This window comes from Klebsiella planticola ATCC 33531, assembly GCF_000735435.1.
In the GTDB taxonomy this organism is placed as follows: Bacteria; Pseudomonadota; Gammaproteobacteria; order Enterobacterales; family Enterobacteriaceae; genus Klebsiella; species Klebsiella planticola.
Map to the genome: position 1 here is coordinate 106742 of NZ_JMPP01000028.1, position 25433 is coordinate 132174.

Genomic DNA, 25433 nt, shown 5'->3' on the forward strand with positions numbered 1-25433 from the left:
AAGGGATGAAAATCAGTGAATTTCTACATCTGGCGTTACCAGAGGAACAATGGCTACCGACGATTTCTGGCGTTTTACGCCAGTTCGCAGAAGAAGAGTGTTATGTCTATGAGCGTCAACCCTGTTGGTATTTAGGCAAAGGGTGCCAGGCACGGCTGCACATTAATGCCGACGGAACGCAGGCGACATTTATTGATGATGCCGGGGAGCAAAAATGGGCGGTGGATTCCATTTCCGACTGCGCGCGTCGTTTTATGGCGCATCCTCAGGTGAAAGGACGTCGGGTATATGGACAGGTTGGGTTCAACTTTGCGGCGCATGCGCGGGGGATTGCCTTTAACGCCGGGGAGTGGCCGCTGCTGACGTTAACCGTTCCCCGTGAAGAACTTATTTTTGAAAAGGGAAATGTCACCGTTTATGCGGACTCCGCCGACGGGTGCCGACGTTTGTGCGAGTGGGTAAAAGAGGCCGGTACAACGACGCAGAACGCACCACTGGCGGTGGATACCGCCCTCAATGGTGAGGCATATAAACAACAGGTTGCGCGCGCCGTTGCGGAGATCCGCCGTGGCGAGTATGTCAAAGTGATTGTCTCGCGCGCCATTCCCCTGCCATCGCGGATTGATATGCCCGCCACGCTGTTATACGGGCGGCAGGCAAACACACCTGTGCGCTCGTTTATGTTCCGTCAGGAAGGACGCGAAGCGCTGGGCTTTAGCCCGGAACTGGTGATGTCAGTGACGGGCAATAAAGTGGTCACTGAACCGCTTGCGGGCACCCGCGATCGCATGGGAAACCCGGAGCATAATAAGGCGAAAGAGGCAGAACTGCTGCACGACAGTAAAGAGGTGCTTGAGCATATCCTTTCTGTCAAAGAAGCTATTGCTGAACTGGAGGCCGTTTGCCAGCCGGGCAGCGTGGCGGTTGAAGATTTAATGTCGGTTCGCCAGCGCGGCAGCGTTCAGCATCTGGGGTCTGGCGTGAGCGGTCAGCTTGCGGAAAACAAGGATGCCTGGGATGCGTTTACCGTGCTGTTTCCGTCGATTACCGCCTCAGGTATCCCTAAAAATGCTGCTCTGAACGCGATTATGCAAATTGAGAAGACGCCGCGAGAGCTTTATTCCGGCGCAATCCTGCTGCTGGACGATACGCGCTTTGATGCGGCGCTAGTTCTGCGTTCCGTATTTCAGGATAGCCAGCGCTGCTGGATACAGGCGGGGGCGGGAATCATCGCGCAATCTACGCCGGAACGCGAACTGACAGAAACCCGGGAGAAATTAGCGAGCATTGCGCCCTATTTAATGGTGTAGGAGTAACTGTTTTCTAACCTCACAACCAGACTGTCCAAAGACAATTGAGTCGCTCTTTGATTCCTCTGTGACTCTATTGTCTTCTTTTGGGATAAAATAGGTGTTTTTCGTCATGAAGTTGATAAAAGTCTATATAGAACCACCTCCTGTGGAGGTGGTGGTAATTTGCCAGAGTGTGGGATTCGTTAGTATACTATGGGATAAACTTATTTTTACCAATTGTATAAGGCGGTGCATAAGATTCTCGGCATGCTTCCAGATAATCCGACCACCACTGCATCATCGCTTTGCGGGCTTCTAGGTGCTCTGCCTTATGAATATAAGCCATGCGCACGGTATTGCGCTCCTGATGACTCATCTGGCGTTCTACTGCGTCCTTTGCCCATAAACCCGATTCCATCAGCGCACTGCATGCCATTGCCCGGAAGCCGTGACCGCAGATATCCTTTTTCGTGTCGTAACCCATCACCCGCAGTGCCTTATTGACCGTGTTTTCACACATTGGCTTATACGGGTTATGGTCGCCGGGGAAGATCAGTTCATTATTACCGGTGATATCCTTAATCTGTTTCAGAATGGCGATGGACTGTTCTGAGAGGGGGACGATATGCGGCATTCGCATTTTTGCCCCGCGGCCGGAATAACGCACGCCAATAATGGGTTCTCGCGTCGCGGGTATCGTCCAGACTCGGTTTGTGAAATCAATCTCTGACCAGCGGGCGAAACGCAGTTCACTGGAGCGAATGAACACATGCAGCATCAGCAGAACGGCATGCCGGGTCAGTTCACGGCCCTGATGATATGCCCCAATACGTTCAAGCAGTTCAGGCAGCCGCTCCAGCGGCAGGGCAGGATAGTGCCGTCTGACAGGAGGTGTGGTCACGCCGCCAAGGTTTGCTGCAGGGTTCGTATCGATTAACTCCTGATGGACCGCATGGCGCATTATGTTACTCAGGTGCTGCCGTGTGCGGGACGCAACCTCCAGCAGACCTTTTTCCTCGATCCCTTTCAGCAGGTCAATGAAATGACGGGGTTTAAGTTCTGATACAGGTAGGTTCCCGATGACCGGAAAGATGTGATTGTTCAGGCTGGCAAGCAGACGGTCGGCGGTGTTCTGCGACCATTTCCTGTTACTTTTATGCCACGCCAGCGCCACGTTTTTAAAAACTTTCTCCGGTGTTCGTGAGCCACGTTCAGCAGCCCGCTGCTGTACCGGGTTGATATTCAGCGCCAGCATTTTACGGATACCTTCACGTTGCTGTCGCGCATCAGACAGGGAGATGGCTGGATAGGCACCCAGCGCAATGCGGGATTCTTTACCGCTAATACGGTATTTGAGATACCAGTGGCGGGAGCCACCCGGCTTGACCAGCAGATACAGACCGTGAGAATCGGAGACTTTAAAGGGTTTATCAGAAGGCTTGAGGGTGCGGATTTTTGCGTCGGTAAGGGACATATGGGGGTCACTCCATTATCGAACTAACCTGACCCCAGATTTGACCACCAATTTTTCCCGATGCGTAGGGTAAAATCAAAATGCACCGAGAAGAGTTTTCACACTAACCTGTTGAATCAACATCAGATAAAGATTCGCAAGGATGCATGAAAACAGAAAATTGGCTCCTCTGACTGGATCGCTTTTGTCAGCAAGAGGTTCGTAAGTAAACTGAATCTAAGGTATCTTCTTATCAAACGAATATGAATGACTGGCTGTTATATCTAATCTTGGGGGGCGGGCTAAAGTGTCATGCTGTTCAAGCCGTGCTCCTTTAAGAGTCATCAATTGACACAAATGCTTCCACATTTGAAGCGGTGTGAGACTTTACATTCGAATCTGGAATATACAAGAAGCATGGGTCTCCAGTTGGGTCAGTGTCGGTCATAAATACCGTAGTCAATAGCTTCTCTACTTATGGCATTTTCCTCAGCCAAATTTCAGAGCATGAAGTTACTCTTTTTACAAACCTAGCCTTTTAAACCCTTGAGAAAAGATCATTCTCCTTAAACTTAAATTAGGAATTGTCATACAATTAGAAAATATGGCGTAAATATTGCATAAATAAATTGGGTAGGTTGAAACTATTTTGAACATTAACGCTAAGATATTTTATAAGGTTTATCATGACGCATTTCACACTCAAGCAGCTTAAATATTTCGTCACTGTGGTTGAGACCGAAAGCATCGCCGAAGCATCACGCCAGCTGCACATCGCCCAGCCTTCGATTTCGGTCGCCATCAAAAACCTTGAGGACGCTTTTGAACAGCAGCTGTTCATTCGCCATCATGCACAGGGCGTATCGCTCACTTCCAGTGGGAGGCGGTTCTACGAAAAAGCAAAGGAGTTGCTGCGGCTATCTTATGAGTTTGAGCAAAGTTCACGCGCAGAAAATGAGCTGGTTTGCGGCACCATCGCCGTGGGTTGTTTTGAATCGGCGGCTCCGCTGTATATGCCCAAGTTGATTGCAGGTTTCAAAAAACTCTACCCGGAAATCAATATTCAGTTGTACGACGGTGAACAGCATGAGCTGATGCACGGTTTACACCGTGGCCGCTTTGACATGGCATTTCTCTACGATCTCGACCTGGACAACGTCATTCAGAAAGAACCGCTGAATGCGCCGCATAAACCCTATGCGCTGCTACCGGCGGCGCATCCGCTAGCGAAAAAAAGTGCGGTGACGTTACAGGAACTGGCAAGCGAACCGATGATCCTGTTGGATGCGGTACCCAGCAAAAATTACTTTATCAGCATTTTCAAAGAGAATGGTTATTACCCTGAAGTGGCCTATAGCTCACCGTCAATTGAAATGGTGCGGTGCATGGTCGGGCAGGGGCTGGGTTTTTCGGTGCTGGTGACCCGGCCCTGTTCGGATGTGACATACGATGGGCAGCGCCTGGTGCAGCTGGATATTGTCGATGAAATGGCGGCATCGACGCTGATTATGGCTTATCTGCAAAATAATGAACCGACGCGGCCGACGCGGCTATTCATGGATTATTGCCGCAGCGTTGAATTAACTCCGGCCGTCAGCAGCCATTAAATGGTGGCTCTACCCGTTGCGGGTAGAGCCAATGTCAGTTGGACTTAACGTAATTCAATCCAGGTGGTTTTTAATTTGGTGAACTTATCAAAGGCATGTAAAGACAGGTCGCGGCCAAAACCTGATTGCTGATTGCCACCAAAAGGAACGGTCACATCCAGCGCATCAACGGTGTTGACCGACACCGTCCCGGCGTTCAATTTGCGCGCCACACGATGCGCCTGATTCAGGTCGTCCGACCATACTGACGCGGCAAGGGCGTAAATATGATTATTCGCCAGTTCGATGGCTTCCGACTCATCATCAAAGACTTTTACTGCGAGCACCGGGCCGAACACTTCATCACGCCATAAGTTAACGTTTTCACTTTCAATCTCAATCACCGTTGGCAGGATGTAGTTAGTGACCGTCTCGATTTCGCGTTGCTCGCCACCCGCGCGCACAATACCGCCCTGAGTCACTGCAGTCTGAATAAAATCCATCACCTTATTTTTATGCGCTGTCGAAACCATCGCGCCCATCTTCGCATCCGGGTTCAGCGGGTGGTCAGGTTGCCAGTCGTGCAACCTGGTGATCAACTTCGCCATAAAGTCGGGATAGATCTTACGTTCGACTAATAATCTGGAGTTGGCTGAACAAATTTCACCCTGATTGAAACAGATACCGAAGGCGGCTTTTTCGGCGGCTAAATCGAGATCCTGGCAATTGGCAAAAATAATGTTGGCGCTTTTGCCACCACATTCCAGCCACACCTGTTTCAAATTTGATTGGCCGGAATAGGTCATAAAGGCTTTGCCCACCGCGGTTGAACCGGTAAAGGTAAGCACATCAACATCGTTATGCAGGCCCAGTGCGGCACCGGCTTCGATCCCCAGCCCGGTAACCACATTTAACACCCCGGCGGGTAATCCGGCTTCCAGCGCCAATTCTGCCAGTTTCAGTGCGGTGAAAGGCGAATTCTCCGAGGGTTTCAGGATCACACTATTTCCGGCGGCCAGGGCCGGTCCGATTTTCCAGGCAGCAATATCGAGGGGGAAATTCCACGGTACAATGGCGGCTACAACGCCGACAGGCTCACGAGTGATGGTTGCCAGCGTGCCTGGACGGGTCGGGGCGACTTCGTCATAAATCTTATCGATACTTTCTGCGTACCAGGCAATCACATGGGCAGCCCCCGGCACATCAACGTTATACGCATCGAGCACCGGTTTTCCCATGCTGACGCTTTCCAGCAGCGCCAGTTCTTCCCGATGCTCCAGCATCAGATCCGCCAGCCTGCGCAGTACCGCTTTGCGTTGCGCTAACGGGCACCCGGACCAGATGCCAGAGGTAAACGCCTGGCGGGCGGAATCCACCGCAGCGTCAATATCCTCAGCCTGACAAGCGGTGACTTCCGCTAACACCGCATTGGTGGCGGGATTCACTACCGCCCAGGTTTTCTCCGCTTTGGCGAAGTAAGGTTTACCCCCGATAAGGGAATGCGTGCTAAAGCGTTGTTGGTTCAGCAGACCTTGCCAGTAATCACGATTAAGCATACGCGTTCTCCTTATTCGTCTTGGTCTCAGCTACCGGCGTTCCTTGCAGGATCATGCTTGCCGCACGTTCGCCAATCATTATTGAAGGGGCATTGGTGTTGCCGCTGATAAGCGATGGCATGATTGATGCGTCAGCCACGCGCAAATTTTCCACGCCATACACTTTGAGGGTATCCGGTGCGACAACGCTCATTTCATCCCGGCCCATCTTGCAGGTGCCCACCGGATGGAAAACGGTGGCGCAATATTCTCTGACGTATTGATGCAGCTGTTCGTCGGTCTGAATATGTTCGCCCGGCAGCATCTCTTCACCCCGCATTGCGGCGAATTCCGGCTGAGCAAGAATGTTCCTTGCCACTTTTATCCCCTCAACCAGCACGCTGGCGTCATAAGGGTCGGCGAGGAAATTAAAATCAATTGCGATTTGTCCATCGCGCGTTAACTGCAACGCGCCGATCGATTTCGGGCGTAACACGCAGGTGTGAATCGCGTAGCCGTGGCCCCATTCAAATAAGCGCCCCCGGTGGCTGCGATAACCCGGCACAAAATGGAACTGAATATCGGGTTCATCGCTACTGAGGTTCGTCGCGGCAAAACCTCCCGCTTCTACATAATTGGTGGTTAACCAACCTTTGCGGCGAAACAGATAGTTGAAGGGTGAAGTCAGGATCGGTTTCCAGGCGGCGAGGGAAAAACCCAGCGTTAGCGGGTTACCGGACCGCACGGTGACCAGACCATCCAGATGATCCTGAAGATTTTTACCCACGCCGGGGAGAGGGTGCACTAGCGGGATACCTGCGGCTTCAAGTTCGGCGGCAGGCCCGATGCCTGACTTCAAGAGAATATGTGGTGAGCCAATGGAGCCTGCTGACAGGATGACTTCCTGGCGGCACAAAATTGACGTGGGTTGATCGCGGCCATGCTCAGTAATACGTACGCCTTTGACCACTTTGTCTTCAATAATCAACGTTTGCACGGTGCAGTCGGTCATGACCGTCAAATTGCTTTGACCAATATGGGGATGCAAAAATGCGCGATAGCTCGATAACCGTTTGCCCTCTTTTTGCGTAACGTTATAAATGCCGACACCCGACAGCGATTTACCGTTAAAGTCGGTGTTCTCCGCTAATCCGACCCGCTTGCCCGCCGCGACAAACAGCGCTGATACCGGATTGGGATCGCGCGGTTTATCAACCAGTAATTCGCCGTTAAAACCATGATATGCCGGGTCCTGAGACAGCAGATTCTTTTCCGAGCGTTTGAACCAGGGCAGGACATGATTCCAGCCCCAACCCTCACAACCTTGCTGTTCCCAGCGGTCATAATCAGAAGGTAATCCGCGAATATAAATCATGCTGTTCATGGATGAGGAACCCCCCAGCGCCTTGCCGCGCGGGACGTGGAGTTGTCGTCCCCCCAGGCTTTTTTGTGGCGTTGAATAAAAGTTCCAGCTGAACTTTTTGCTTTTATACAGGGTAATGGTTCCCGCAGGCGTCTGGATGCGAGGGGTCTCATCGCGACTGCCAGCCTCAATCAGGCAGATCTTCAGATCTGCCTGCTGCGCAAGCCGGGCGGCCAGCACGGAACCTGCGGAACCCCCACCAATAATGATGTAGTCGTAGGTATTGCTATTGTTCATAGTCATTCCGGTAATTATTTAGCAACAGAGGTTTGCGCCACTGCCTGAGTACGGCAGAGGAAATAATAAACAGGCGAGACAATGGCTAAACCAATAATCCAAGAGATGTCGGCACCACCTAACATATTCGCTGCCGGACCGGTGTAAATGGCGGTGGACATAAATGGAATCTCGACCACGATACCCAGCAGATAACAGAAAATGGCTTTTGAATTGAAATAACCGTATATGCCACCGTCGCGACGGAAGAATGAAGCGACATCATAATTACCGTGGGCAACCAGATAGTAATCAACCAGGTTAATTGCCGTCCACGGCACCAGCACATACAGCAACATCAGAATAAAGTTGGTGTAATTGACCAGAAAGTTTTCCTGACCATAAATCGCAATCAGCACTTCGATAAGGATGGTGACAATTGAAACCACAATGCGGGCGCCAGAAAGCGGCGACCACTTAGGCAGGAATGTCTGGCCGAGCGTCAGGGTGCAGAGCACGCCGCAATAGAGGTTCATTGCATTGGTCGCGGCAATGCCTAAGGCAAACACAATAATGACGGTGGAGGATAATCCGCCGGTCATATTCACAATGCCGGTGATTAAATCACCCTCCACAATGCAAATAGAAACCAGAATACCAAGAATCATCGGGAACAATGAACCCAGTACGCATCCCAGGTAACTACACCAGAAGACACTTTTTTCGCTGATATCTTTTGGCATGTAGCGGGAATAATCGGATACATAAGGCGCGTAGGCCAGCTGCCATAACGCGGCGATGGAAATGGCACCGAGGAATCCGCTGAGATTAAAACCATTGCGCGCGAGAAAATCAGTCGGCAGACCATGCACGAAAACAATCCACACAAAGGCCGTGAGCAAAATAATACCGGATACCCATGACATCACCTTGGTGTAGGCATGAATCAGGTTATAGCCGAAGGCACAGGCCACCAGGCTGAGTACCGCAGAAACCAGAATGCCGGTATCCGTAGAAACCGGTGCGTAGATGGCGTGCAGTGACTGACCGCCCAGCACCAGGTTCGATGCCAGAAAGCCGATATACATGATGACGACTAACGCCACCACCAGCACGGAACCATAAGAACCAAACTGGCCGCGGGTTTGCACCATCTGCGGCACACCTAATTGTGGCCCCTGCGCGGAATGCAATGCCATAAACAGCCCGCCGGCAAGGTTACCAATCAATACGGCGATGGTGGCCCACATAAAAGATAAGTGGAAAATACTCACCGCCAGCGCACCGGTAATCACGGTTAGCAACATGATGTTTGAACCAAACCAGATGGTAAAAAGATCCCGTGGCTTGCCATGACGTTCATGCGCGGGAATAGGCTGGATAGTGCTCAACTCTATTGTGGTTGCAACAGCATTATCTTTTGGGTTGTTTGTCATCATAGTTATCTCAACAAAGTCATTTGCAGGCTTGCCGCATGGCTGCGGTTATAACCACCCAAAAAATTGGGCGGCGTGAAAATAACGTTGATGGGATGTTGCAACAGTTGGCTATAGAGAGAAATGAAGAAAAATATAGCCAACTAATATAAAAAAAAGATGCAATACCGCTTATGGATTGGTCGCCCCAAATTGGGACGTTAGAGAATGACAGGTGAGATCTTTTTGAATCCAATTAACCTCATGATTATTAACATCTAAAATAAAAGACTCTGGCTGAATGCTTTATCTTGGTGCGCGCCTGCACGTCGATGAAGCATCATTGGCAATATAAAATATCGTTAATTCTGCAAAATTAATAAGTAAAAATGTTGCCTGTGAATCGCGTGAATTTGATTTATCTCAGCACCTTTTTATCTTGCCTGTGCAGTGCGGATGCGGCTTTAACAGGGCTTTGTATTTTATTTCGGTGATGAAGGTTGCCAGCAGGTTAAATATTTTCTATCCAGACGCTCACTTTATAATATTTTACCGCCTGCACGCGCTCCAATAGTCTTGGGTCCTTCTTAAGTGGTTAATCCCCTGCGTGATGCGGGATGAAGGACGTTGAAATGACATCATTAAAAACTGAAACAGATACGCTGATTATTGGCGCGGGTCAGGCGGGGGTTGCCATGAGCGAACACCTGACGCGTCTGGGCATTCCGCATCTGGTAGTGGAGAAAAATCGAATTGCCGAATCCTGGCGTAGTCGTCGCTGGGATTCGCTGGTTGCCAACGGTCCGGCCTGGCATGACCGCTTTCCGGGGATGGAATTTCCCGGCTGCTCACCAGACAGCTTCGTGGCGAAAGAACAGGTTGCCGATTATTTTGTCAGCTACGCCGCCATGAACCAGTTACCGATTCTTACTGGCGTCGAAGTGATAAGCGCTGAACGCAATCAGGGGCGCAGTGGTTTCACCGTCACCACCTCCGCAGGCGTGATCAATGTGCAGCGTATTGTGGCCGCTACCGGTCCTTTCCAGCGTCCGGTTATCCCGGCGATTGCTCCTCAACATAGCCAGGTACAACAGCTGCACTCTGCTGACTATAAAAATCCGCAGCAGCTGCCGCAGGGTGGCGTACTGGTGGTTGGTGCCGGTTCTTCCGGGGTGCAGATTGCCGATGAATTGCAACGATCCGGTAAACCAGTGTGGTTATCGGTGGGGCCGCACGATCGCCCGCCACGTTCTTACCGTGGCCGGGACTTCTGCTGGTGGCTTGGGGTGCTCGGATTGTGGGATGCCGCGGCCAGTCAACCGGGCAAAGAGCATGTCACCATCGCCGTGAGCGGTGCACGCGGTGGACATACCGTCGATTTCCGTCGTCTGGCGGCGCAGGGCGTAAACCTCGTTGGCCTGACGGAAAGTTTCACCGAAAACACCGTACGTTTTCAGGATGATCTGGCGGAGAATATTGCGCGTGGCGATGCGAATTATCTCGCGTTGCTGGATGCTGCCGATGCGTATATCGAGCGCAACGGCCTCGATTTACCGCCAGAACCACAGGCGCGTGAGTTCCTGCCAGACCCCGCTTGTGTCACCCATCCGCAGCTCTCATTGAATCTGGCAGAGGCCGGAATCACCAGCATTATCTGGGCGACGGGCTACGTCACCGATTACAGCTGGTTAAAGGTCAATGCCTTCAATGAACAGGGCAGACCGCAGCATCATCGTGGCGTGTCCAGTGAGCCGGGCGTTTATTTTCTTGGCTTGCCGTGGTTGTCACGTCGTGGTTCCACCTTTATCTGGGGCGTCTGGCACGATGCCAAATTCATTGCTGACCAGATCGCTATCCAGCGCCAGTACCAGCAGTATCGCGCACCCTCTGACTCGCTTTAAGGAACTGTTATGCCTACACATCAACGTATTCGTATGTTCAACACCAAAGAAACTTATCCGAATCAGACACTGGACAACGATCTCTGCCAGGCGGTACGCGCCGGTAATACCGTCTACGTGCGCGGCCAGGTGGGTACCGATTTTGCAGGGAATCTGGTCGGGCTGGGCGATCCACGCGCTCAAACCGAACAGGCGATGAAAAACCTTAAACAGCTGCTGGAAGAAGCCGGTAGCGACCTGAGCCATATCGTGAAAACCACCACCTATCTTACCGATCCGCGTTATCGCGAGCCGGTTTACCAGGAAGTGGGGAAATGGCTGAAAGGGGTGTTTCCGATTTCAACTGGCCTGGTGGTTTCGGCGCTGGCACAGCCGCAGTGGCTGATGGAAATTGATGTGATTGCGGTGATCCCGGATGACTGGGAGGCGAAATGACGCTTTCGATTGCGGCACGCTGTACGGAGTCCGGCCAGCTTGGTATCGCCATTAGTTCGTCGAGCATTGCCGTAGGTGCGCGTTGCCCGTGGCTGGTGGCCGGAGTGGGTGCGGTATCCAGCCAGAATATCACATTACCGGCGCTGGGGCAGCAGATTCTGGCGCGTCTGGAAGAGGGCTTAACGCCGGAACAGGCGCTGACAAGAGCACTGGCAGAAGATCGCTTTAGCGAATATCGCCAGGTGATGGTCATTGACGCCAGCGGTCGCAGCGCCGCCTTTAGCGGTGACAAGACGCTGGGTATTTATCATGTGGTACAGGGCAAAGAGTGCGTGGCAGCAGGAAATATGCTGGCGGAACAAGAGGTGATTGCCGAGATGGCGGCGGCTTTTGAAGCTGCCACCGGTGAGCTTACTGGTCGCCTGCTCACGGCGTTGCAGGCAGGGATCGATGCCGGTGGTGAGGCGGGGCCGGTGCATTCTGCTGCTGTGAAGGTGGTGGATGATTACACCTGGCCGCTGGTGGATCTGCGCGTTGACTGGGCAGAAGAAAACCCATTGGCAGAACTGCACAAGTTGTGGCTGGCGTATGAACCTCAGATGCAGGCTTACGTCACCCGGGCACTGGATCCACGTGATGCTCCGAGCTATGGCGTACCCGGCGATGAGTAGCGCGGTGCGCGATATCCTTGCGGCGTTGCTGGCGTTTGATACCACCAGCCGCGAATCCAATCTGGCCTTGATTACCTGGATTGAGGATTTTCTGGCGCAGCGCGGGATCGCATCGCAACGCATCATGGATGACAGCGGGCGCAAAGCCAATCTGTATGCCCGGCTGGGGCCGGGTGGTGATGGCGGGGTGATGTTATCCGGTCACACCGATGTGGTGCCGGTCGATGGTCAGCAATGGACGCTGCCGCCGTTTGCCCTGACACAACAGAAAGGGCGCTACTATGGTCGCGGCAGTGCGGACATGAAAGGCTTTCTGGCCTGCGTGCTGGCATCGCTGGATAGCTTTCTGGCCCAGCCGTTGCGTCTGCCGCTGCATCTGGCTTTTTCCTATGATGAGGAAGTGGGCTGCCTCGGGGTGCGGAGCATGGTGGAGTTTTTGCGTGCGTCAGCAGAAAAGCCCGCCATGTGTATCATCGGCGAACCGACAGAAATGCGCCCGGTATATGGACATAAAGGCAAGGTGGCGATGCGTTGTCAGGTGCATGGTCGCGCCTGCCACTCGGCCTATGCACCTTCTGGCGTCAATGCCATCGAATACGCGGCAAGGCTTATCAATCAGCTCGGCGAAGCGGCGCAGCAACTGAAGCAGATAGAGGATGCGCGTTTTGATCCCCCCTATAGCACGCTCCAGACCGGTGTGATTCAGGGCGGCAGCGCGCTGAACATCGTGCCGCAGGATTGTCAGTTTGATTTCGAAATCCGCTATCTGCCGGAGGTGCATGTTCAGGGGGTCATTACCCAGGTTGAGCAGTACGCGCAACAGCAACTGTTACCGCAAATGCAGGCGGTGGAGGCTGAAAGCACGATTCATTTTCTGCCGCTCAGCCACTACCCAGGCCTGCTCACCGATCCCCAATCACAATTTGCCCAATGGCTGGCGCAATGGAGCGGAAGCGACGATTTCTCTACCGTGGCGTTTGGCACTGAAGGGGGATTATTTGATGAAGCGGGGATTGCAACCCTGATTTGCGGGCCGGGCAGTATGGAGCAGGGGCACAAGCCGGATGAGTTTATCGCTATTGAACAAGTAGAACTCTGTATGGTGATGCTTGTAAATTTATGCAAATGGATGCGAACTGTCCTCTAAATAAAAGAATTAATATTGGATTAATCATAATAAAACACTTCGATTATATTGCGGTATTATTTGATATCAATTGGTCTGATTCCAGAGTGGTCAGTGGTGGTTTATAAATAGTAAATCATAAGCATTTAGTAATTTCAGTGGGAATAAATATTATTATTGGTGGTTATTAGGCAGGCATAGATTTTGACTAGGATCACTTTCACTACTCCAGATCTAAAATATTAGTTGGGTTAAATCCTCATAAAACCTTCACGATCCAATGGAGATTGGTGTTTTCCTTCATTTTCATCGAAAACCTTGATGTCAGATTACCATTAATATACCTATACTTGGGATCATAATGTACTTAAAGAAAGGTTCCCATTTATGAATTAGCAAGCCAGTGCTACTGCAAACGACTCAACGTTAGATTTCATCTAGTTGCTCCTTATAATAAAAGCCGTACCTATGAGAGTGTATACGGCTTTGGTATACGATATGGTTTATTTCGACTCGCACAACAATATCGTTTTTATCTCTTCAGAATGAAAGGTGGTACATAAAGTTTGCGACACATATCCAGATAATCGGACCACCACTGCATCATCGCCTTGCGGGCTTCCAGGTGCTCTGCCTTGTGAATATAAGCCATGCGCACGGTATTACGCTCCTGATGACTCATCTGGCGTTCTACTGCGTCCTTTGCCCATAAACCCGATTCCATCAGCGCACTGCATGCCATCGCCCGAAAGCCGTGGCCACAGATATCCTTTTTTGTGTCGTAGCCCATCACCCGCAATGCCTTGTTGACCGTGTTTTCACACATTGGCTTATACGGGTTATGGTCGCCGGGGAAGACCAGTTCATTATTACCGGTGATATCTTTAATCTGTTTCAGAATGGCGATGACATGTTCTGAGAGGGGGACGATATGCGGCATTCGCATTTTGGCCCCGCGCCCGGAATAACGCACGCCAATAATGGGTTCTCGCGTCGCGGGTATCGTCCAGACCCGGTTTTTGAAATCAATCTCTGACCAGCGGGCGAAACGCAGTTCACTGGAGCGAATGAACACATGCAGCATCAGCAGGACGGCATGCCGGGTAAGTTCGCGGCCCTGATGATATGCCTCAATACGTTCAAGCAGTTCAGGCAGCCGCTCCAGTGGCAGGGCAGGATAGTGCCGTCTGACAGGAGGTGTGGTCACGCCGCCAAGGTTTGCTGCCGGGTTAGTATCGATTAACCCCTGATGGACCGCATGGCGCATTATGTTACTCAAGTGCTGCCGCGTGCGGGACGCAACTTCCAGCAGACCTTTTTCCTCGATCCCTTTCAGCAGGTCAATGAAATGACGGGGTTTAAGTTCTGATACAGGCAGGTTCCCGATAACCGGAAAGATGTGATTGTTCAGGCTGGCAAGCAGACGGTCAGCGGTATTCTGCGACCATTTCTTATTGCTACTGTGCCAAGCCAGTGCCACCGTTTTAAACATTTTCTCCGGCATGCGCGAGCCGCGTTCAGCGGCACGTTGCTGCGCCGGGTTGATGTTCAGCGCCAGCATTTTACGGACACCTTCACGCTGCTGTCGCGCATCAGAGAGGGAGACGGCAGGATAGGCACCCAGCGCAATGCGGGATTCTTTACCGTTAATACGGTACTTGAGATACCAGTGACGTGAGCCACCCGGCTTGACCAGCAGATACAGACCGTGGGAATCGGAGACTTTAAAGGGTTTATCAGAAGGCTTGAGACTACGGATTTTCGCGTCGGTAAGGGACATATGGGGGTCACTCCATTATCGAACTAACCTGACCCCAGATTTGACCACCAATTTTTCCCGATGCGGAAGGTAAAATCAAAATGCACCGGGAAGAGATTTCACGCTAACCTCTTGAATCAATATCAGATAAAGCTTCGTAAGGAGGCATGAAAACAGGAAATTGGCTCCTCTGACTGGACTCGAACCAGTGACATACGGATTAACAGTCCGCCGTTCTACCGACTGAACTACAGAGGAATCGTGTGAACGAGGCGCATACTACTGGCCTGGCATTTTTGTGTCAACACTAAAATTAACTCACTGATTCAAATGGCTAAATTTAACTCAACTCGTTGTTTTAGTGCACAAAATGCCCGTCGTCTGTATCCAGCTGGCCATTCTCACGTAATCTTTGTAAGGGATCCTGACGATAGAAATGGCAAAAACGCTGCCAAAGCGCCGGAAAGCGCGGAGCAAACAGCTCTGGTGCGCTAAAGAAATATTCAGATAACACGGCAAAACATTCGGCCGGGTCGGTCGCCGCATAGGCGTCAATGCTGGCGGCGCTCTCCCCAACCAGATCGATCTCATCCTGAATGTTATTCATCGCCGCGTGGAGGTCGTGCTCCCAGCCAGCGACTTCGCGCAACGGAATCAGCGGCACGCCGCTGGCGCGATCGCCATTGCGGGTATCCAGCTTATGTGCAACTTCGTGCACGATAAGGTTGAAACCAGATGCATCGAAAGAGTCCTGAATATCCAGCCAGTTCAGGATAATTGGCCCTTGTTGCCAGCTCTGGCCGGATTGGACGACCCGTTGACTGTGGACCAGACCAATATCGTCTTCCCATTCATCGTCAACCACAAATGGGGCAGGGTAGATTAGCACCTCGTGGAAGCCATCCAGCCACTCAATGCCAAGCTCAAGAACCGGCAAACAGAACAGCATTGCAATGCGGGCGTTTTGCAGCGGAGTGAGTTCAAGCCCTTGCAGGGCAACCAGACGTTTTTGTTGCAGAAAGCGTGCCGCCATCTGCACTAGTTCCTGCTGTTCTTGTGCAGAAAGATTGGCTAAAACAGGAATGGCAAGCGCGTGTTCCCAGGGCATTTCTGCGTTGCCGGACTCTTCATCTACTTTCCAGGGCCATTTAAACATCATATTGCTCGCAAAGTCGTCACTTGAACATCATTAAAGAGACAGGAACTATTAAAGTGCCAAAGAACCTGGCATTATAGCAACCTCAGCGGAGAGATGCCGGAGCGGCTGAACGGACCGGTCTCGAAAACCGGAGTAGGGGCAACTCTACCGGGGGTTCAAATCCCCCTCTCTCCGCCACTATTCAAACACTTACGACAATTCCTTTCAACGACCCGCGTCACACACTTCTATTGTGTTGGTATAACCGAGCGTCGAATGTCCATCAATCATCATCCTCTGATTTCTCGTTGACGGGAAGAGCTCACCTCGATGATATCGGAATGCTTCCTGCGAGCGGAAGATTTCTGTCCTCATCACTATCGATAAGAGAAGGGCGTTTACTGACGTTAAGGGAAGACGCGGCGGGCAGAGCAGAAGTCGAATCTGAAAAACAAAGCCCGCACACGGCGGGCTTTAAAGCGTAAATCGCATCAGAACTGATAGGTAATACCGACAGCAAACTGATCGTCTTCGGCGGCACCCGTGATGATGCTGTCTTTGTGATCGATCAGGTTAAATTTGTAAGCACTGTAGACATTGAAATTTTTGTTGAAGTAGTACCAGGTACCCAGTTCGATATAATTCATAATTTCAGCATCCTTGCCGCCGTTTGTGCCGAGATCTTTGCCTTGAGCATAGACATAGCCGAGAGAAGGGCGCAGACCGAAATCAAACTGGTACTGAACGACGGCCTCGATATTTTGCGTTTTGTTGGCGAAAACGCCGTTGGCCATTGGCGTCATGTTATGCGATTCGGCATACATCACCGCCGTGTAAATGCTATTGGCGTCATACTTAGCGGCTAAACTCCAGACTTCTGCGTTTTCACCTTTACGGTCTGCCGTCTGCTCGTCGGTACGGTCTGAATTACTGTAGGCGGCGGCAAAACCAAATCCATCGATACTGTAATCGACCGATGTGCTATAGCCGTCACCGTTAGCTTTTAAACGATCGCGGTTATTATTTTTACCCTGGTATTGCAGCCCGATATTCAGGCCGTCAACCAGGCCGAAAAAGTCGCTGTTACGGTAGGTGGCGATCCCGTTGGTACGACCCGTCATAAAGTTGTCGGTCGCCACCAGGCCATCGCCACCCCATTCGACCAGCATATCGGTGTAACCCGCCGCGTCATAAACCAGGCCATAGTTACGACCATAATCAAATGAGCCGTAGTTGGCGAATTTTAAACCGGCAAACGCCAGACGCGTAGCGCTACCCTGTTCGCCTTCTGGTTTATCCGCTTTGATGTTGTACTCAAACCGGCCATAGCCAGTCAGGTCACTGTTAATCTGGGTTTCACCTTTGACGCCGAAACGGGCGTAAGTGGTATCCCTGGAGTTGTTGTCACTGTTGTTGCGATCGGTGTCGGTGAAAATATGTTCACCTACCATTTTGCCGTAGAAATCGAGCTTGTTTCCGTTCTTATTGTAGATTTCTGCCGCATTAACTGCTCCGGCCAATAGTAATAGCGGAACCAGAAGTGCCAGTGTTTTTCTTTTCATTATATATTCCCTTTTAATCATCATTAATATGAATGGAGATGAGTATTGCAGAAAACAATTTCATACTATCGGTAAGGTTCACTTTTATTTAAAATAAAAATGTAAATAAGTTATATCCAATATTACAAAATGTTTCTATTTGAATTTTTATATTAAAAAATTATCATTTTGGAATGATGTATTTTTGTTGTTTATTGTTTTCAATAACAATACGTTAAGTGTTTTTGTTGATATATTTATGTCACTAATTTTATTTCTATTAATTATGACTGTTGTTTGAATGATTTGGGTGGGTTATTTAACTCATCGATAATGCGCCAGGCTGAAATATGCGTTCGGATTGATGCAGGTTTTGACGATGGAAAAATATCCCTCAGGTATCTTGCTATTATTATCCGTCGCGGCTTTACGACGATGAACAATAAATCCTGAGATGCTGGCGCGAAAGCATCGCTATCTCGCGATGGTTAAACGCGGTTGTTCACGGGAGGAAGGTGCTGTTTCGTTATCTTTTTCACAGTATAATGTGACGCGCATCACTTTTTTTTGGCCATGTGCTGCGGTTTCGTTGTCAGTTAAAGGAGAGGAGTTAATGGAGCAGAAAGCGAAACGAAGCCCGGGCGGGAAACTTGCCCTGTGGGTCTTTTATGCCTTTTGTGGTTACTTTCTGTGGGCAATGGCGCGCTACTGGTGGGTCGTTGGTAAAATTGAAAGTGTCCCCGGCGCGACAATTGACGGCGATCTGGGATCGACGTCAGGTAAGTGGCTTGGTGCTCTGCTCGGTTTTCTTGTGCTGAGCGTTGTCGGCGCCATCCTCGGGGCGATAGCCTGGTACACCCGCCCTGACCCCGGGATGCATGAACAACACGATTAAAGTTGCTATGCTCAACGCTGACCTTCTCTCAGAGGAACGTGTATGCAACAACTTGACTGGCAGCAACGCTTTGAAGCCTGGCTTGCGGGACATCTCACCGAGGGCGACTCGGCGCACGACATTTCGCACTTCCGGCGCGTGTGGGGAACCGCACAGCGGCTGGCTGAAGAGAGTCAAGTCGATCGTCTGGTCATTCTGACCGCCTGTTATTTTCATGACATTGTTAGCCTGCCGAAAAACCATCCCGAGCGCAGCCGCTCCTCGGTGATGGCGGCAGAAAAAACGCTGGCTATTCTCCAGTCGTCATTCCCGGACTTTCCGTGCGACCGCTATCCTGCCGTTTATCACGCGATTGAAGCGCACAGTTTCAGTGCCGGTATTTCCCCGCAAAGCGCAGAGGCGAAAATTGTCCAGGATGCCGATCGGCTGGAGGCACTCGGCGCAATTGGACTGGCCCGCGTCTTCGCGGTGTCCGGGGCACTGAACAACATCTTGTTTGATGCTGACGATCCCTTTGCTGACCGGCGTAAGCTGGATGACAAAAAATATGCGCTGGACCATTTCCAGTGCAAGCTGTTGCGATTACCCGAGACGATGCAAACGGACAAAGGCAAAGAGATGGCGCTACACAATGCGCGCTTCCTCGTGCAATTTATGGCCAAGCTTAGCGCTGAGCTTCGCGGCGACCCGCAGTCGGTCGATGAGGCGGTTTTAAGGCGCTTTGAGCCACTGGTCTGAAACTGCCCGCATGATTTATGGTAATCTCTGCAAAATTGTTCGGGCTGGTTGAGGGTATGCCGCAAAATTTATCGAAGGAAAAGAGCCTGTTGTTGCCACCGGAACATGCCGGGGAAGAGGCTCAGGCGCTGCTGCGCCAGCTGATGGCAATATACGATGTGAAAACGCTGGTGGCATTTCTGCTGGCCGTTGGCGATCGTCACTGGAGCCCGGCTATATTAAAACGCGTGGCGACGGTTGAGCGGGCGGCTAACCGTATTACGGCCAAAGAGTATGCCCGTCTGGCAACGCTGCTGCCGCCACCGCCGGCCCACCATCCCCATTATGCTTTCCGGTTCGTCGATCTGTTTGCCGGAATCGGCGGGATCCGCAGCGGCTTTGAGGCGATCCGCGGACAGTGTGTTTTCACCAGTGAATGGAATAAGCATGCGGTGCGCACCTACAAAGCCAACTGGTATTGTGACCCGAATCAGCACCGCTTCAACGAAGATATTCGTGATATTACCCTCAGCCATCGCCCGGATGTGAGCGATGAACAAGCCGCGCAGCATATTCGCGATACGATTCCTCCGCACGATGTTCTGCTCGCGGGCTTTCCCTGCCAGCCTTTTTCGCTGGCCGGGGTATCGAAGAAAAATGCGCTGGGCCGGGCCCACGGTTTCGCGTGTGAAACCCAGGGAACGCTGTTCTTTGATGTGGTCAGAATTATCGCTGCCCGCAGGCCTGCCATCTTTGTACTGGAGAACGTTAAAAACCTGAAAAGCCATGATAAAGGACGGACATTCCGCATTATCATGCAGACGCTGGATGAGCTGGGTTATGAAGTCTCCGATGCCGACCACAGCGGCGCCGACGATCCGAAAGTGATCGATGGACGTCATTTCTTACCCCAGCACCGCGAACGTATTGTGCTGGTGGGCTTCCGTCGCGATCTCCAGCTGCACGACGGTTTTACCCTGCGCGATATCTCAAAATTTTACCCGACCGCGCGCCCGACCTTTGGCGATCTGCTGGAACCGACGGTGGATGCTAAATTTATTCTGACGCCGGTGCTGTGGAAGTATCTGTATCACTATGCGCGCAAGCATCAGGCGCTGGGCAACGGGTTTGGTTACGGACTGGTTGATCCACGCAATCCTCAGAGCGTGGCGCGCACGCTATCCGCGCGCTATTACAAAGACGGTGCCGAGATTCTGGTCGATCGCGGCTGGGATCGCCCGTTGGGCGAGCAACACTTCGACGATACGCAAAATCAGCTTCGTCGTCCGCGTCGGCTGACGCCGCGCGAATGCGCACGGTTGATGGGGTTTGAAAGTCCGCAGGGCTATCGCTTCCGCATTCCGGTTTCCGATACCCAGGCCTATCGCCAGTTCGGTAATTCAGTCGTGGTGCCGGTGTTTGCGGCCGTCGCGAAATTACTTGCGCCGCGAATCGAGCAGGCCGTGGCGCAGCGTGAGTCCGAGGATCAAGACGGTGGACGTCCACGATAAAAGCACGCGCAGTAAAAACATGCGGGCGATTGGCCAGCGCGATACGGCAATCGAAAAACGGCTCGCCGCGCTGCTCGCTCAGGGCGGATTTACGTTTACTGTTCAGGATGCGACTTTGCCGGGGCGTCCGGATTTTGTCGTGGCAGAGTACCGCTGCGTGATTTTTACCCACGGCTGTTTCTGGCATCACCATCGTTGCTATCTGTTTAAAGTGCCCGCGACGCGCACGGAATTCTGGTTGGATAAAATCGGCAAGAACGTCGCGCGCGATAGCCGCGATATCCTGCGGTTGCAGGAGCGAGGGTGGCGGGTGCTGGTCGTCTGGGAATGTGCGCTGCGCGGGCGACTAAAGCTGAGCGATGAGGCGTTGAGTGAGCGCCTGGAAGAGTGGATCTGCGGCGGTGGTGACCGCGCGCAGATCGACACGCTGGGCATTGGTGAGCTACAGCTTACTTCTCCACCTCACAAGGCGTAACTTCAGCTCGGGCGGGGAACAGGTATTTCCCCAGCGTGACCAGCACAACGGCAAAAATAATTACCCCCAGCGCCAGCCATTCGATGGACGAGAGGCTCTCTCCGGCAAATCCGGTCCCCAGCAGGACCGCCACTACGGGATTCACGTAAGCGTAGCTGGTGGCGACGGCGGGGGTGACGTTACGAATTAAATACATGTAGGCGTTAATGGCGATAAGAGAGCCAAAAATCGCCAGATAGGCAACGGCAAAAATACTTGACCACGACGGCATTTGGCTCAGGGTTTCGCCGGTCGCCCAGGAGGCGACCGCCAGGACGACTCCCGCGGAGAGCATTTCAATCGCACCGGCCATCATGCCTGTCGGAAGCTCAATCCGGGAACCGTAAACGGAACCAAATGCCCAGCTCATGGAGCCGATAAGAATCAACAGCGCCCCCCACGGATTACCGCTCAGATTCCCGCCGCTGTTAAGCAGAATGATGCCCGCCAGACCGATGGCAATCCCCAGCCACTCAATCTTGCGGGTGGTGATACCAAAAAAACGGCTAAAGCAGAGCGTGAAGAGCGGCACAGTCGCCACCATGACCGCTGCAATGCCAGAAGGCACATGCTGGTGCTCGGCCAGGGTGACAAAACCATTTCCGACGGCCAGCAGCAGGATGCCGATCAGTGCCGCATTGAGCAGAGGTCGTAGCGGCGGAAGCGAGTGACCGGTTGCCAGCAGATAAGCGAGCAGTAGCCCGCCGGCGGAGAGAAAGCGGATACCGGCCATCATCAACGGGGGCCAGCTGGCAACACCAATGGCAATGGCAAAATAGGTCGATCCCCAGATGATATAAAGCGCAAACAGGGCTCCGATAAGGGGCAGAAGCTGGCGGGTAGCCATACGTCCTCACGACGGTACAGAGATAGAAAGGAGACATATAGTAAACGTGAAAACTACTGCGCTGGCGAGTGCTTTAATTGATCGATAATTGTTAAATTTATATTGACTCTGTGCACCTCTGGGCGAAAAAGCACTTTTACCTCATACTTATGCGGACATGGCCGCTAAGCGTTCAGGTTGCAGCCGGAGCGCCTGGGGATTAACCCTCAATAAATGAAGGAATACAATTTTGGCAGGAAGTAGTCTTTTAACGCTGTTGGATGATATCGCCACCTTGCTGGACGATATTTCCATGATGGGGAAACTGGCAGCGAAAAAAACGGCCGGCGTGCTGGGAGACGATCTCTCTCTTAATGCCCAGCAGGTGACGGGCGTTAGGGCCAATCGTGAGCTCCCCGTTGTCTGGGGCGTTGCAAAGGGATCGTTCGTCAATAAAGTGATTTTAGTGCCGTTGGCCTTACTGATCAGCGCGTTTATTCCCTGGGCGATTACGCCATTGCTGATGCTGGGCGGCGCATTCCTGTGCTATGAAGGCGTTGAGAAAGTGCTGCACAGCCTGCAGGCGCGCAAACACAAGGAAGATCCGCAGGCCCGTCAGCAGCGTCTGGAGGCGCTGGCGCAGCAAGATCCGCTGGCATTTGAACGTGATAAAGTGAAAGGGGCGATACGCACAGACTTTATTCTGTCCGCTGAAATCGTGGCCATTACGCTGGGTATCGTGGCCGATGCGCCGCTGCTCAATCAGATTCTGATTCTCTCCGGGATTGCGATCCTGGTGACCGTTGGCGTGTACGGCCTGGTCGGGATTATCGTGAAGCTGGATGATATGGGCTACTGGCTGGTGAAGAAGAGCAGCGCGCTGGCGCGCTGGGTCGGTAACGGGTTACTGGCGGTTGCGCCGCGCCTGATGAAGCTTCTCTCCATCGTCGGGACACTGGCGATGTTTCTGGTCGGCGGCGGCATTATCGTACACGGCATCGCGCCCCTTCATCATGCGGTTGAACATTGGGCAGGGGAGCAGTCCGCTCTCATTGCCTCACTGCTGCCGACCGGCGTCAACCTGGTGCTAGGCTTTATCGTCGGCGCGGTGGTGCTGGCTGGCGTGAAGGTTATCACCGGGTTTCGCGCTACGGCGGAGTAAAATCTGCCGCTGATTATGCAAAATCGCTCAGCTTCGTCTATGGTGAAACAGTTTCTCCCAGATGACGGACTAAAAAATGGTATTGTTGGTCAGTGATGAAGTGAGGCGAAAGAGCGGAGGGCCGCGCATGGTTGTGACGGGCTTCGCCAGCGGAATGGTCGAATGTCGTTGGTATGACGGTTATGTCGTTAAACGCGAGGCGTTCCGTGAAGATGAGTTAGTTCGTGGGGAAGGGCAGCGACAGAAGAGTGCCTGACTCCTGTAGCGCCCGGCAAAAGCCGGGCGCTTTGTCGTTATACTGCTTATTTAACCAACAGGGAGCGTTGATGACGTTTGTTGCTTTGATGGTACTGCGAGAGAACAATGGATAAACCACAGTGGGTAAGAAAACTTCGCCGCGTTTCTAGCCCGGGACATGTGGTTAATTATTGTTTTGTCGCAGTACTTTTTGTTTCTACGCTCCTGATCTGGCGCGAAGTGATGGTGTTGGAAGGGGCCTACGTTACCAACCAGCGCAACAATCTTGAAAACGTCGCCCATGAAATGGACAGTCTGCTGCTGTTCAACATCGACAGAATGGTGTTTTTCCGCAACGGGATGCAGTCGGCGCTTGAAACGCCGCTGGATTTTGAGATTTTGCGTCATGCAGAGCAGGAATACATGAGCAAACGCCATGAACCTATCTGGTCCGTGGCGTTACATAACCGGCGTACTCTCCCGGTGTATGGCGTCTCCGATGACTTTGTCGACAGTCAGAGCGCGCTCTCGCGTAACGATGCCCTGACTGGTAATGAGCTGATGGCGGTTCTGGAGCTGGGGTATCTCCTGCGTCTGGTCAACGATAATCGTGGCTTTAACGAACGCATGCTGTACATTTCGCGCAGCGGTTTTTTTACCAGCACCGAATTGCCAAAGAGTGCGGTACAGGCCCAGACGCTCTATACCCATGCGATCGCCGCCTCGTGGTTTATCCGGCAATCGCAGCGGAACAATCCCGATCGCGGGGTTATCTGGCAGACCGTTTTCGATGAGCGCGCGCAAAACGATGATTCGGTGGTGACGGCCTCTATTCCCCTTGATTTCCGACATGACTGGCTCGGCGTGCTGTCGATGGATTTTTCGGTGCGAGAGATGAAAGCGTTTCTGGTCAGCGCCATTAAGGGAGGCCAGGAGGGGGAATACCAGCTGTATGACAGTCGGTTGAACCTGATAGCTTCCTCAGCGTCGGGGAATGTATTGAGCCTGTTGTCTGCCCGTGAACGGGCAATGCTTAGCTACGCGTTTTTGCATGAAAACCAGGGGGGGATTCGCTTATTAACGCGCTATATCAGCTGGCAGAAATTAAACAACTTTGATGGCATGCTGCTGAGAATCCATACGCTCCAGGAAGGCGTGCGCGGTGCTTTCGGGACCATTACTATCGCGCTGACGCTGATGTGGCTACTCTTTACGCTGATGCTGCTCATCTCCTGGCAGGTGATTTTGCGGATGGTGCGCAACATGAGTGTTCTGCAAAAGTCGCTGGAGTGGCAGGCCTGGCATGACGCGTTAACCCGCCTGTTGAATCGCGGCGCCTTATTTGAAAGGGCGATTGCCACCACCAGAATGTGCGAGCGGACAGGTCGGCCGATCTCGGTGATCCAGCTCGATCTCGATTACTTTAAGAAGGTGAATGACCAGCATGGACACCAGGCGGGTGACCGCGTGCTGTCGCTGGTTGCCAGTACCATTGCCAGCAACATCCGTGAAGGCGATCTGGCTGGACGTGTCGGCGGTGAAGAGTTTTGTGTTGTGATGCCTGACACCACCTTACAGATGGCGACAGCCATCGCCGAACGTATCCGCATCCGCATTTACAGCCGTGAAATTCTCCTCTGCAACGACACCAGTTTGCGGATCAGTGCTTCACTGGGGGTGAGCAGCAGCGATGATTCTGCCGGGTTTAATTTTGAAAACCTGCAGTCAACGGCCGATCACCGGCTCTACCTCGCCAAACAAAATGGACGCAACCAGGTCTGCTTTGCCGATTTGCTGTAGTGCGTCGCTTTTGGGAAATGAGATTTATCTTAAAAAAACACCCGGGGTCAGTGAGCGATCGGGGAAAAAAGAACGCAATAAACCCTTGCGCCATCAGCATCCTGGGTGAGTGACAGAAAGTTCATCCCATTTCTCAATTATTTTCTTCATGAATAGCTCTTGTCATGCAAAATAATTGAGGATAATGTTTTCCCGCAACGGATATCCCGGTGTAACGAATTTTCAAGTGCTTCTTGCATTAGCAAGTTTCATCCCGACTCCTGCGAGTCGGGATTTTTTT

21 protein-coding genes and 2 tRNA genes are annotated in these 25433 nt (G+C 52.1%); 14 read left to right on the forward strand and 9 right to left on the reverse strand.

The genetic code is table 11. The features are described from left to right. Positions 1-5: 5 nt before the first annotated feature. A complete protein-coding gene (gene ybtS / locus GRPL_RS12500) occupies positions 6-1310 on the forward strand; it encodes a yersiniabactin biosynthesis salicylate synthase Irp9/YbtS (RefSeq protein ID WP_032699309.1) in 1305 nt (434 codons plus the stop codon). A gap of 193 nt (positions 1311-1503) precedes the next feature. Here the strand turns inward: ybtS and GRPL_RS12495 are convergent, their stop codons facing one another. Further along, positions 1504-2766: a tyrosine-type recombinase/integrase gene (locus GRPL_RS12495; RefSeq protein WP_000059622.1), complete on the reverse strand. Its 1263-nt coding sequence runs from the start codon at positions 2764-2766 to the stop codon at positions 1504-1506. Positions 2767-3431: 665 nt separating this feature from the next. Here GRPL_RS12495 and GRPL_RS12490 point away from each other — a divergent pair. After that, positions 3432-4352: a LysR substrate-binding domain-containing protein gene (locus GRPL_RS12490; RefSeq protein ID WP_032699310.1), complete on the forward strand. Its 921-nt coding sequence runs from the start codon at positions 3432-3434 to the stop codon at positions 4350-4352. Between the two features lie 44 nt (positions 4353-4396). Here the strand turns inward: GRPL_RS12490 and GRPL_RS12485 are convergent, their stop codons facing one another. Genes GRPL_RS12485 through GRPL_RS12475 form a run of 3 tightly spaced genes read right to left on the reverse strand, consistent with a single transcriptional unit; the run spans position 4397 to position 8944 of the window. After that, complete coding sequence (locus GRPL_RS12485) at positions 4397-5887, reverse strand: aldehyde dehydrogenase (protein ID WP_032699311.1); 1491 nt, start codon at positions 5885-5887, stop codon at positions 4397-4399. Further along, positions 5880-7526, reverse strand: a complete 1647-nt coding sequence (locus GRPL_RS12480) for a GMC family oxidoreductase (protein WP_032699312.1) — start codon at positions 7524-7526, stop codon at positions 5880-5882. The genes GRPL_RS12485 and GRPL_RS12480 overlap by 8 nt, the downstream gene beginning before the upstream one ends. Positions 7527-7540: 14 nt before the next feature. Further along, a complete protein-coding gene (locus GRPL_RS12475) occupies positions 7541-8944 on the reverse strand; it encodes a purine-cytosine permease family protein (RefSeq protein ID WP_032699313.1) in 1404 nt (467 codons plus the stop codon). Between the two features lie 608 nt (positions 8945-9552). Between GRPL_RS12475 and GRPL_RS12470 the strand changes: the two genes are divergently transcribed. Genes GRPL_RS12470 through argE form a run of 4 tightly spaced genes read left to right on the forward strand, consistent with a single transcriptional unit; the run spans position 9553 to position 13074 of the window. After that, positions 9553-10821: a flavin-containing monooxygenase gene (locus tag GRPL_RS12470; protein ID WP_032699314.1), complete on the forward strand. Its 1269-nt coding sequence runs from the start codon at positions 9553-9555 to the stop codon at positions 10819-10821. A gap of 9 nt (positions 10822-10830) precedes the next feature. After that, complete coding sequence (locus GRPL_RS12465; protein ID WP_012541190.1) at positions 10831-11256, forward strand: RidA family protein; 426 nt, start codon at positions 10831-10833, stop codon at positions 11254-11256. Beyond that, positions 11253-11927 (forward strand): DUF1028 domain-containing protein, encoded by a 675-nt coding sequence (locus GRPL_RS12460; protein WP_032699315.1) that lies wholly within the window; start codon positions 11253-11255, stop codon positions 11925-11927. Before GRPL_RS12465 ends, GRPL_RS12460 begins: the two co-directional genes overlap by 4 nt. Continuing rightward, the gene (argE, locus tag GRPL_RS12455; RefSeq protein WP_032699316.1) at positions 11920-13074 is read left to right on the forward strand and encodes an acetylornithine deacetylase; all 1155 of its coding nucleotides are present in this window, start codon (positions 11920-11922) and stop codon (positions 13072-13074) included. Before GRPL_RS12460 ends, argE begins: the two co-directional genes overlap by 8 nt. A gap of 511 nt (positions 13075-13585) precedes the next feature. Here argE and GRPL_RS12450 read toward each other — a convergent pair. The 3 genes from GRPL_RS12450 to mtfA form a co-directional block, all read right to left on the reverse strand. Continuing rightward, positions 13586-14833 (reverse strand): tyrosine-type recombinase/integrase, encoded by a 1248-nt coding sequence (locus tag GRPL_RS12450; protein ID WP_032699317.1) that lies wholly within the window; start codon positions 14831-14833, stop codon positions 13586-13588. Between the two features lie 161 nt (positions 14834-14994). Next, positions 14995-15070, reverse strand: a tRNA-Asn gene (locus tag GRPL_RS12445). Positions 15071-15170: 100 nt separating this feature from the next. Further along, a complete protein-coding gene (gene mtfA, locus GRPL_RS12440; protein WP_162180081.1) occupies positions 15171-15971 on the reverse strand; it encodes a DgsA anti-repressor MtfA in 801 nt (266 codons plus the stop codon). A gap of 87 nt (positions 15972-16058) precedes the next feature. On the opposite strand from mtfA, the gene GRPL_RS12435 reads away from it, so the two are divergent. Beyond that, positions 16059-16148, forward strand: a tRNA-Ser gene (locus GRPL_RS12435). A gap of 293 nt (positions 16149-16441) precedes the next feature. On the opposite strand, the gene GRPL_RS12430 is transcribed toward GRPL_RS12435, so the two are convergent. Continuing rightward, entirely contained in the window at positions 16442-17512 is a 1071-nt protein-coding gene (locus tag GRPL_RS12430; protein WP_032686875.1) for a porin, read from the reverse strand. A gap of 592 nt (positions 17513-18104) precedes the next feature. Here GRPL_RS12430 and drpB point away from each other — a divergent pair. The 4 genes from drpB to GRPL_RS12410 are packed head-to-tail and all read left to right on the forward strand — an operon-like array spanning position 18105 to position 21089. Further along, the gene (gene drpB, locus GRPL_RS12425; RefSeq protein ID WP_032686876.1) at positions 18105-18386 is read left to right on the forward strand and encodes a cell division protein DrpB; all 282 of its coding nucleotides are present in this window, start codon (positions 18105-18107) and stop codon (positions 18384-18386) included. A 42-nt stretch (positions 18387-18428) separates the two neighbouring features. Beyond that, positions 18429-19124: a phosphohydrolase gene (locus GRPL_RS12420; RefSeq protein WP_032699318.1), complete on the forward strand. Its 696-nt coding sequence runs from the start codon at positions 18429-18431 to the stop codon at positions 19122-19124. Between the two features lie 56 nt (positions 19125-19180). Then, positions 19181-20614 (forward strand): DNA cytosine methyltransferase, encoded by a 1434-nt coding sequence (locus tag GRPL_RS12415; RefSeq protein ID WP_032699358.1) that lies wholly within the window; start codon positions 19181-19183, stop codon positions 20612-20614. A gap of 19 nt (positions 20615-20633) precedes the next feature. Further along, positions 20634-21089 carry a very short patch repair endonuclease gene (locus tag GRPL_RS12410; RefSeq protein WP_050500309.1) on the forward strand — a complete coding sequence of 152 codons (456 nt, stop codon included), beginning with the start codon at positions 20634-20636 and terminating at the stop codon, positions 21087-21089. Here GRPL_RS12410 and yedA read toward each other — a convergent pair. Continuing rightward, positions 21064-21975, reverse strand: coding sequence for a drug/metabolite exporter YedA (gene yedA, locus GRPL_RS12405; protein ID WP_032699321.1), 912 nt, complete (start codon positions 21973-21975; stop codon positions 21064-21066). The genes GRPL_RS12410 and yedA overlap by 26 nt on opposite strands. A 229-nt stretch (positions 21976-22204) precedes the next feature. Between yedA and GRPL_RS12400 the strand changes: the two genes are divergently transcribed. The 3 genes from GRPL_RS12400 (at position 22205) to dgcQ (ending at position 25153) form a co-directional block, all read left to right on the forward strand. Continuing rightward, positions 22205-23116, forward strand: a complete 912-nt coding sequence (locus GRPL_RS12400) for a DUF808 domain-containing protein (protein ID WP_032686879.1) — start codon at positions 22205-22207, stop codon at positions 23114-23116. A gap of 76 nt (positions 23117-23192) precedes the next feature. Next, positions 23193-23372: a YodC family protein gene (locus GRPL_RS0125715; RefSeq protein WP_015583987.1), complete on the forward strand. Its 180-nt coding sequence runs from the start codon at positions 23193-23195 to the stop codon at positions 23370-23372. 107 nt (positions 23373-23479) lie between these two features. Then, a complete protein-coding gene (gene dgcQ / locus GRPL_RS12395; protein WP_032699323.1) occupies positions 23480-25153 on the forward strand; it encodes a cellulose biosynthesis regulator diguanylate cyclase DgcQ in 1674 nt (557 codons plus the stop codon). Positions 25154-25433 lie beyond the last annotated feature (280 nt).

Coding starts and splice junctions, on each gene's coding strand:
- ybtS (WP_032699309.1), top strand. CDS start 6: ATGAAAATCAGTGAATTTCTACATCTGGCGTTACCAGAGGAACAATGG.
- GRPL_RS12495 (WP_000059622.1), bottom strand. CDS start 2,766: ATGTCCCTTACCGACGCAAAAATCCGCACCCTCAAGCCTTCTGATAAA.
- GRPL_RS12490 (WP_032699310.1), top strand. CDS start 3,432: ATGACGCATTTCACACTCAAGCAGCTTAAATATTTCGTCACTGTGGTT.
- GRPL_RS12485 (WP_032699311.1), bottom strand. CDS start 5,887: ATGCTTAATCGTGATTACTGGCAAGGTCTGCTGAACCAACAACGCTTT.
- GRPL_RS12480 (WP_032699312.1), bottom strand. CDS start 7,526: ATGAACAATAGCAATACCTACGACTACATCATTATTGGTGGGGGTTCC.
- GRPL_RS12475 (WP_032699313.1), bottom strand. CDS start 8,944: ATGATGACAAACAACCCAAAAGATAATGCTGTTGCAACCACAATAGAG.
- GRPL_RS12470 (WP_032699314.1), top strand. CDS start 9,553: ATGACATCATTAAAAACTGAAACAGATACGCTGATTATTGGCGCGGGT.
- GRPL_RS12465 (WP_012541190.1), top strand. CDS start 10,831: ATGCCTACACATCAACGTATTCGTATGTTCAACACCAAAGAAACTTAT.
- GRPL_RS12460 (WP_032699315.1), top strand. CDS start 11,253: ATGACGCTTTCGATTGCGGCACGCTGTACGGAGTCCGGCCAGCTTGGT.
- argE (WP_032699316.1), top strand. CDS start 11,920: ATGAGTAGCGCGGTGCGCGATATCCTTGCGGCGTTGCTGGCGTTTGAT.
- GRPL_RS12450 (WP_032699317.1), bottom strand. CDS start 14,833: ATGTCCCTTACCGACGCGAAAATCCGTAGTCTCAAGCCTTCTGATAAA.
- mtfA (WP_162180081.1), bottom strand. CDS start 15,971: ATGATGTTTAAATGGCCCTGGAAAGTAGATGAAGAGTCCGGCAACGCA.
- GRPL_RS12430 (WP_032686875.1), bottom strand. CDS start 17,512: ATGAAAAGAAAAACACTGGCACTTCTGGTTCCGCTATTACTATTGGCC.
- drpB (WP_032686876.1), top strand. CDS start 18,105: ATGGAGCAGAAAGCGAAACGAAGCCCGGGCGGGAAACTTGCCCTGTGG.
- GRPL_RS12420 (WP_032699318.1), top strand. CDS start 18,429: ATGCAACAACTTGACTGGCAGCAACGCTTTGAAGCCTGGCTTGCGGGA.
- GRPL_RS12415 (WP_032699358.1), top strand. CDS start 19,181: ATGCCGCAAAATTTATCGAAGGAAAAGAGCCTGTTGTTGCCACCGGAA.
- GRPL_RS12410 (WP_050500309.1), top strand. CDS start 20,634: ATGCGGGCGATTGGCCAGCGCGATACGGCAATCGAAAAACGGCTCGCC.
- yedA (WP_032699321.1), bottom strand. CDS start 21,975: ATGGCTACCCGCCAGCTTCTGCCCCTTATCGGAGCCCTGTTTGCGCTT.
- GRPL_RS0125715 (WP_015583987.1), top strand. CDS start 23,193: ATGGTATTGTTGGTCAGTGATGAAGTGAGGCGAAAGAGCGGAGGGCCG.
- dgcQ (WP_032699323.1), top strand. CDS start 23,480: ATGGATAAACCACAGTGGGTAAGAAAACTTCGCCGCGTTTCTAGCCCG.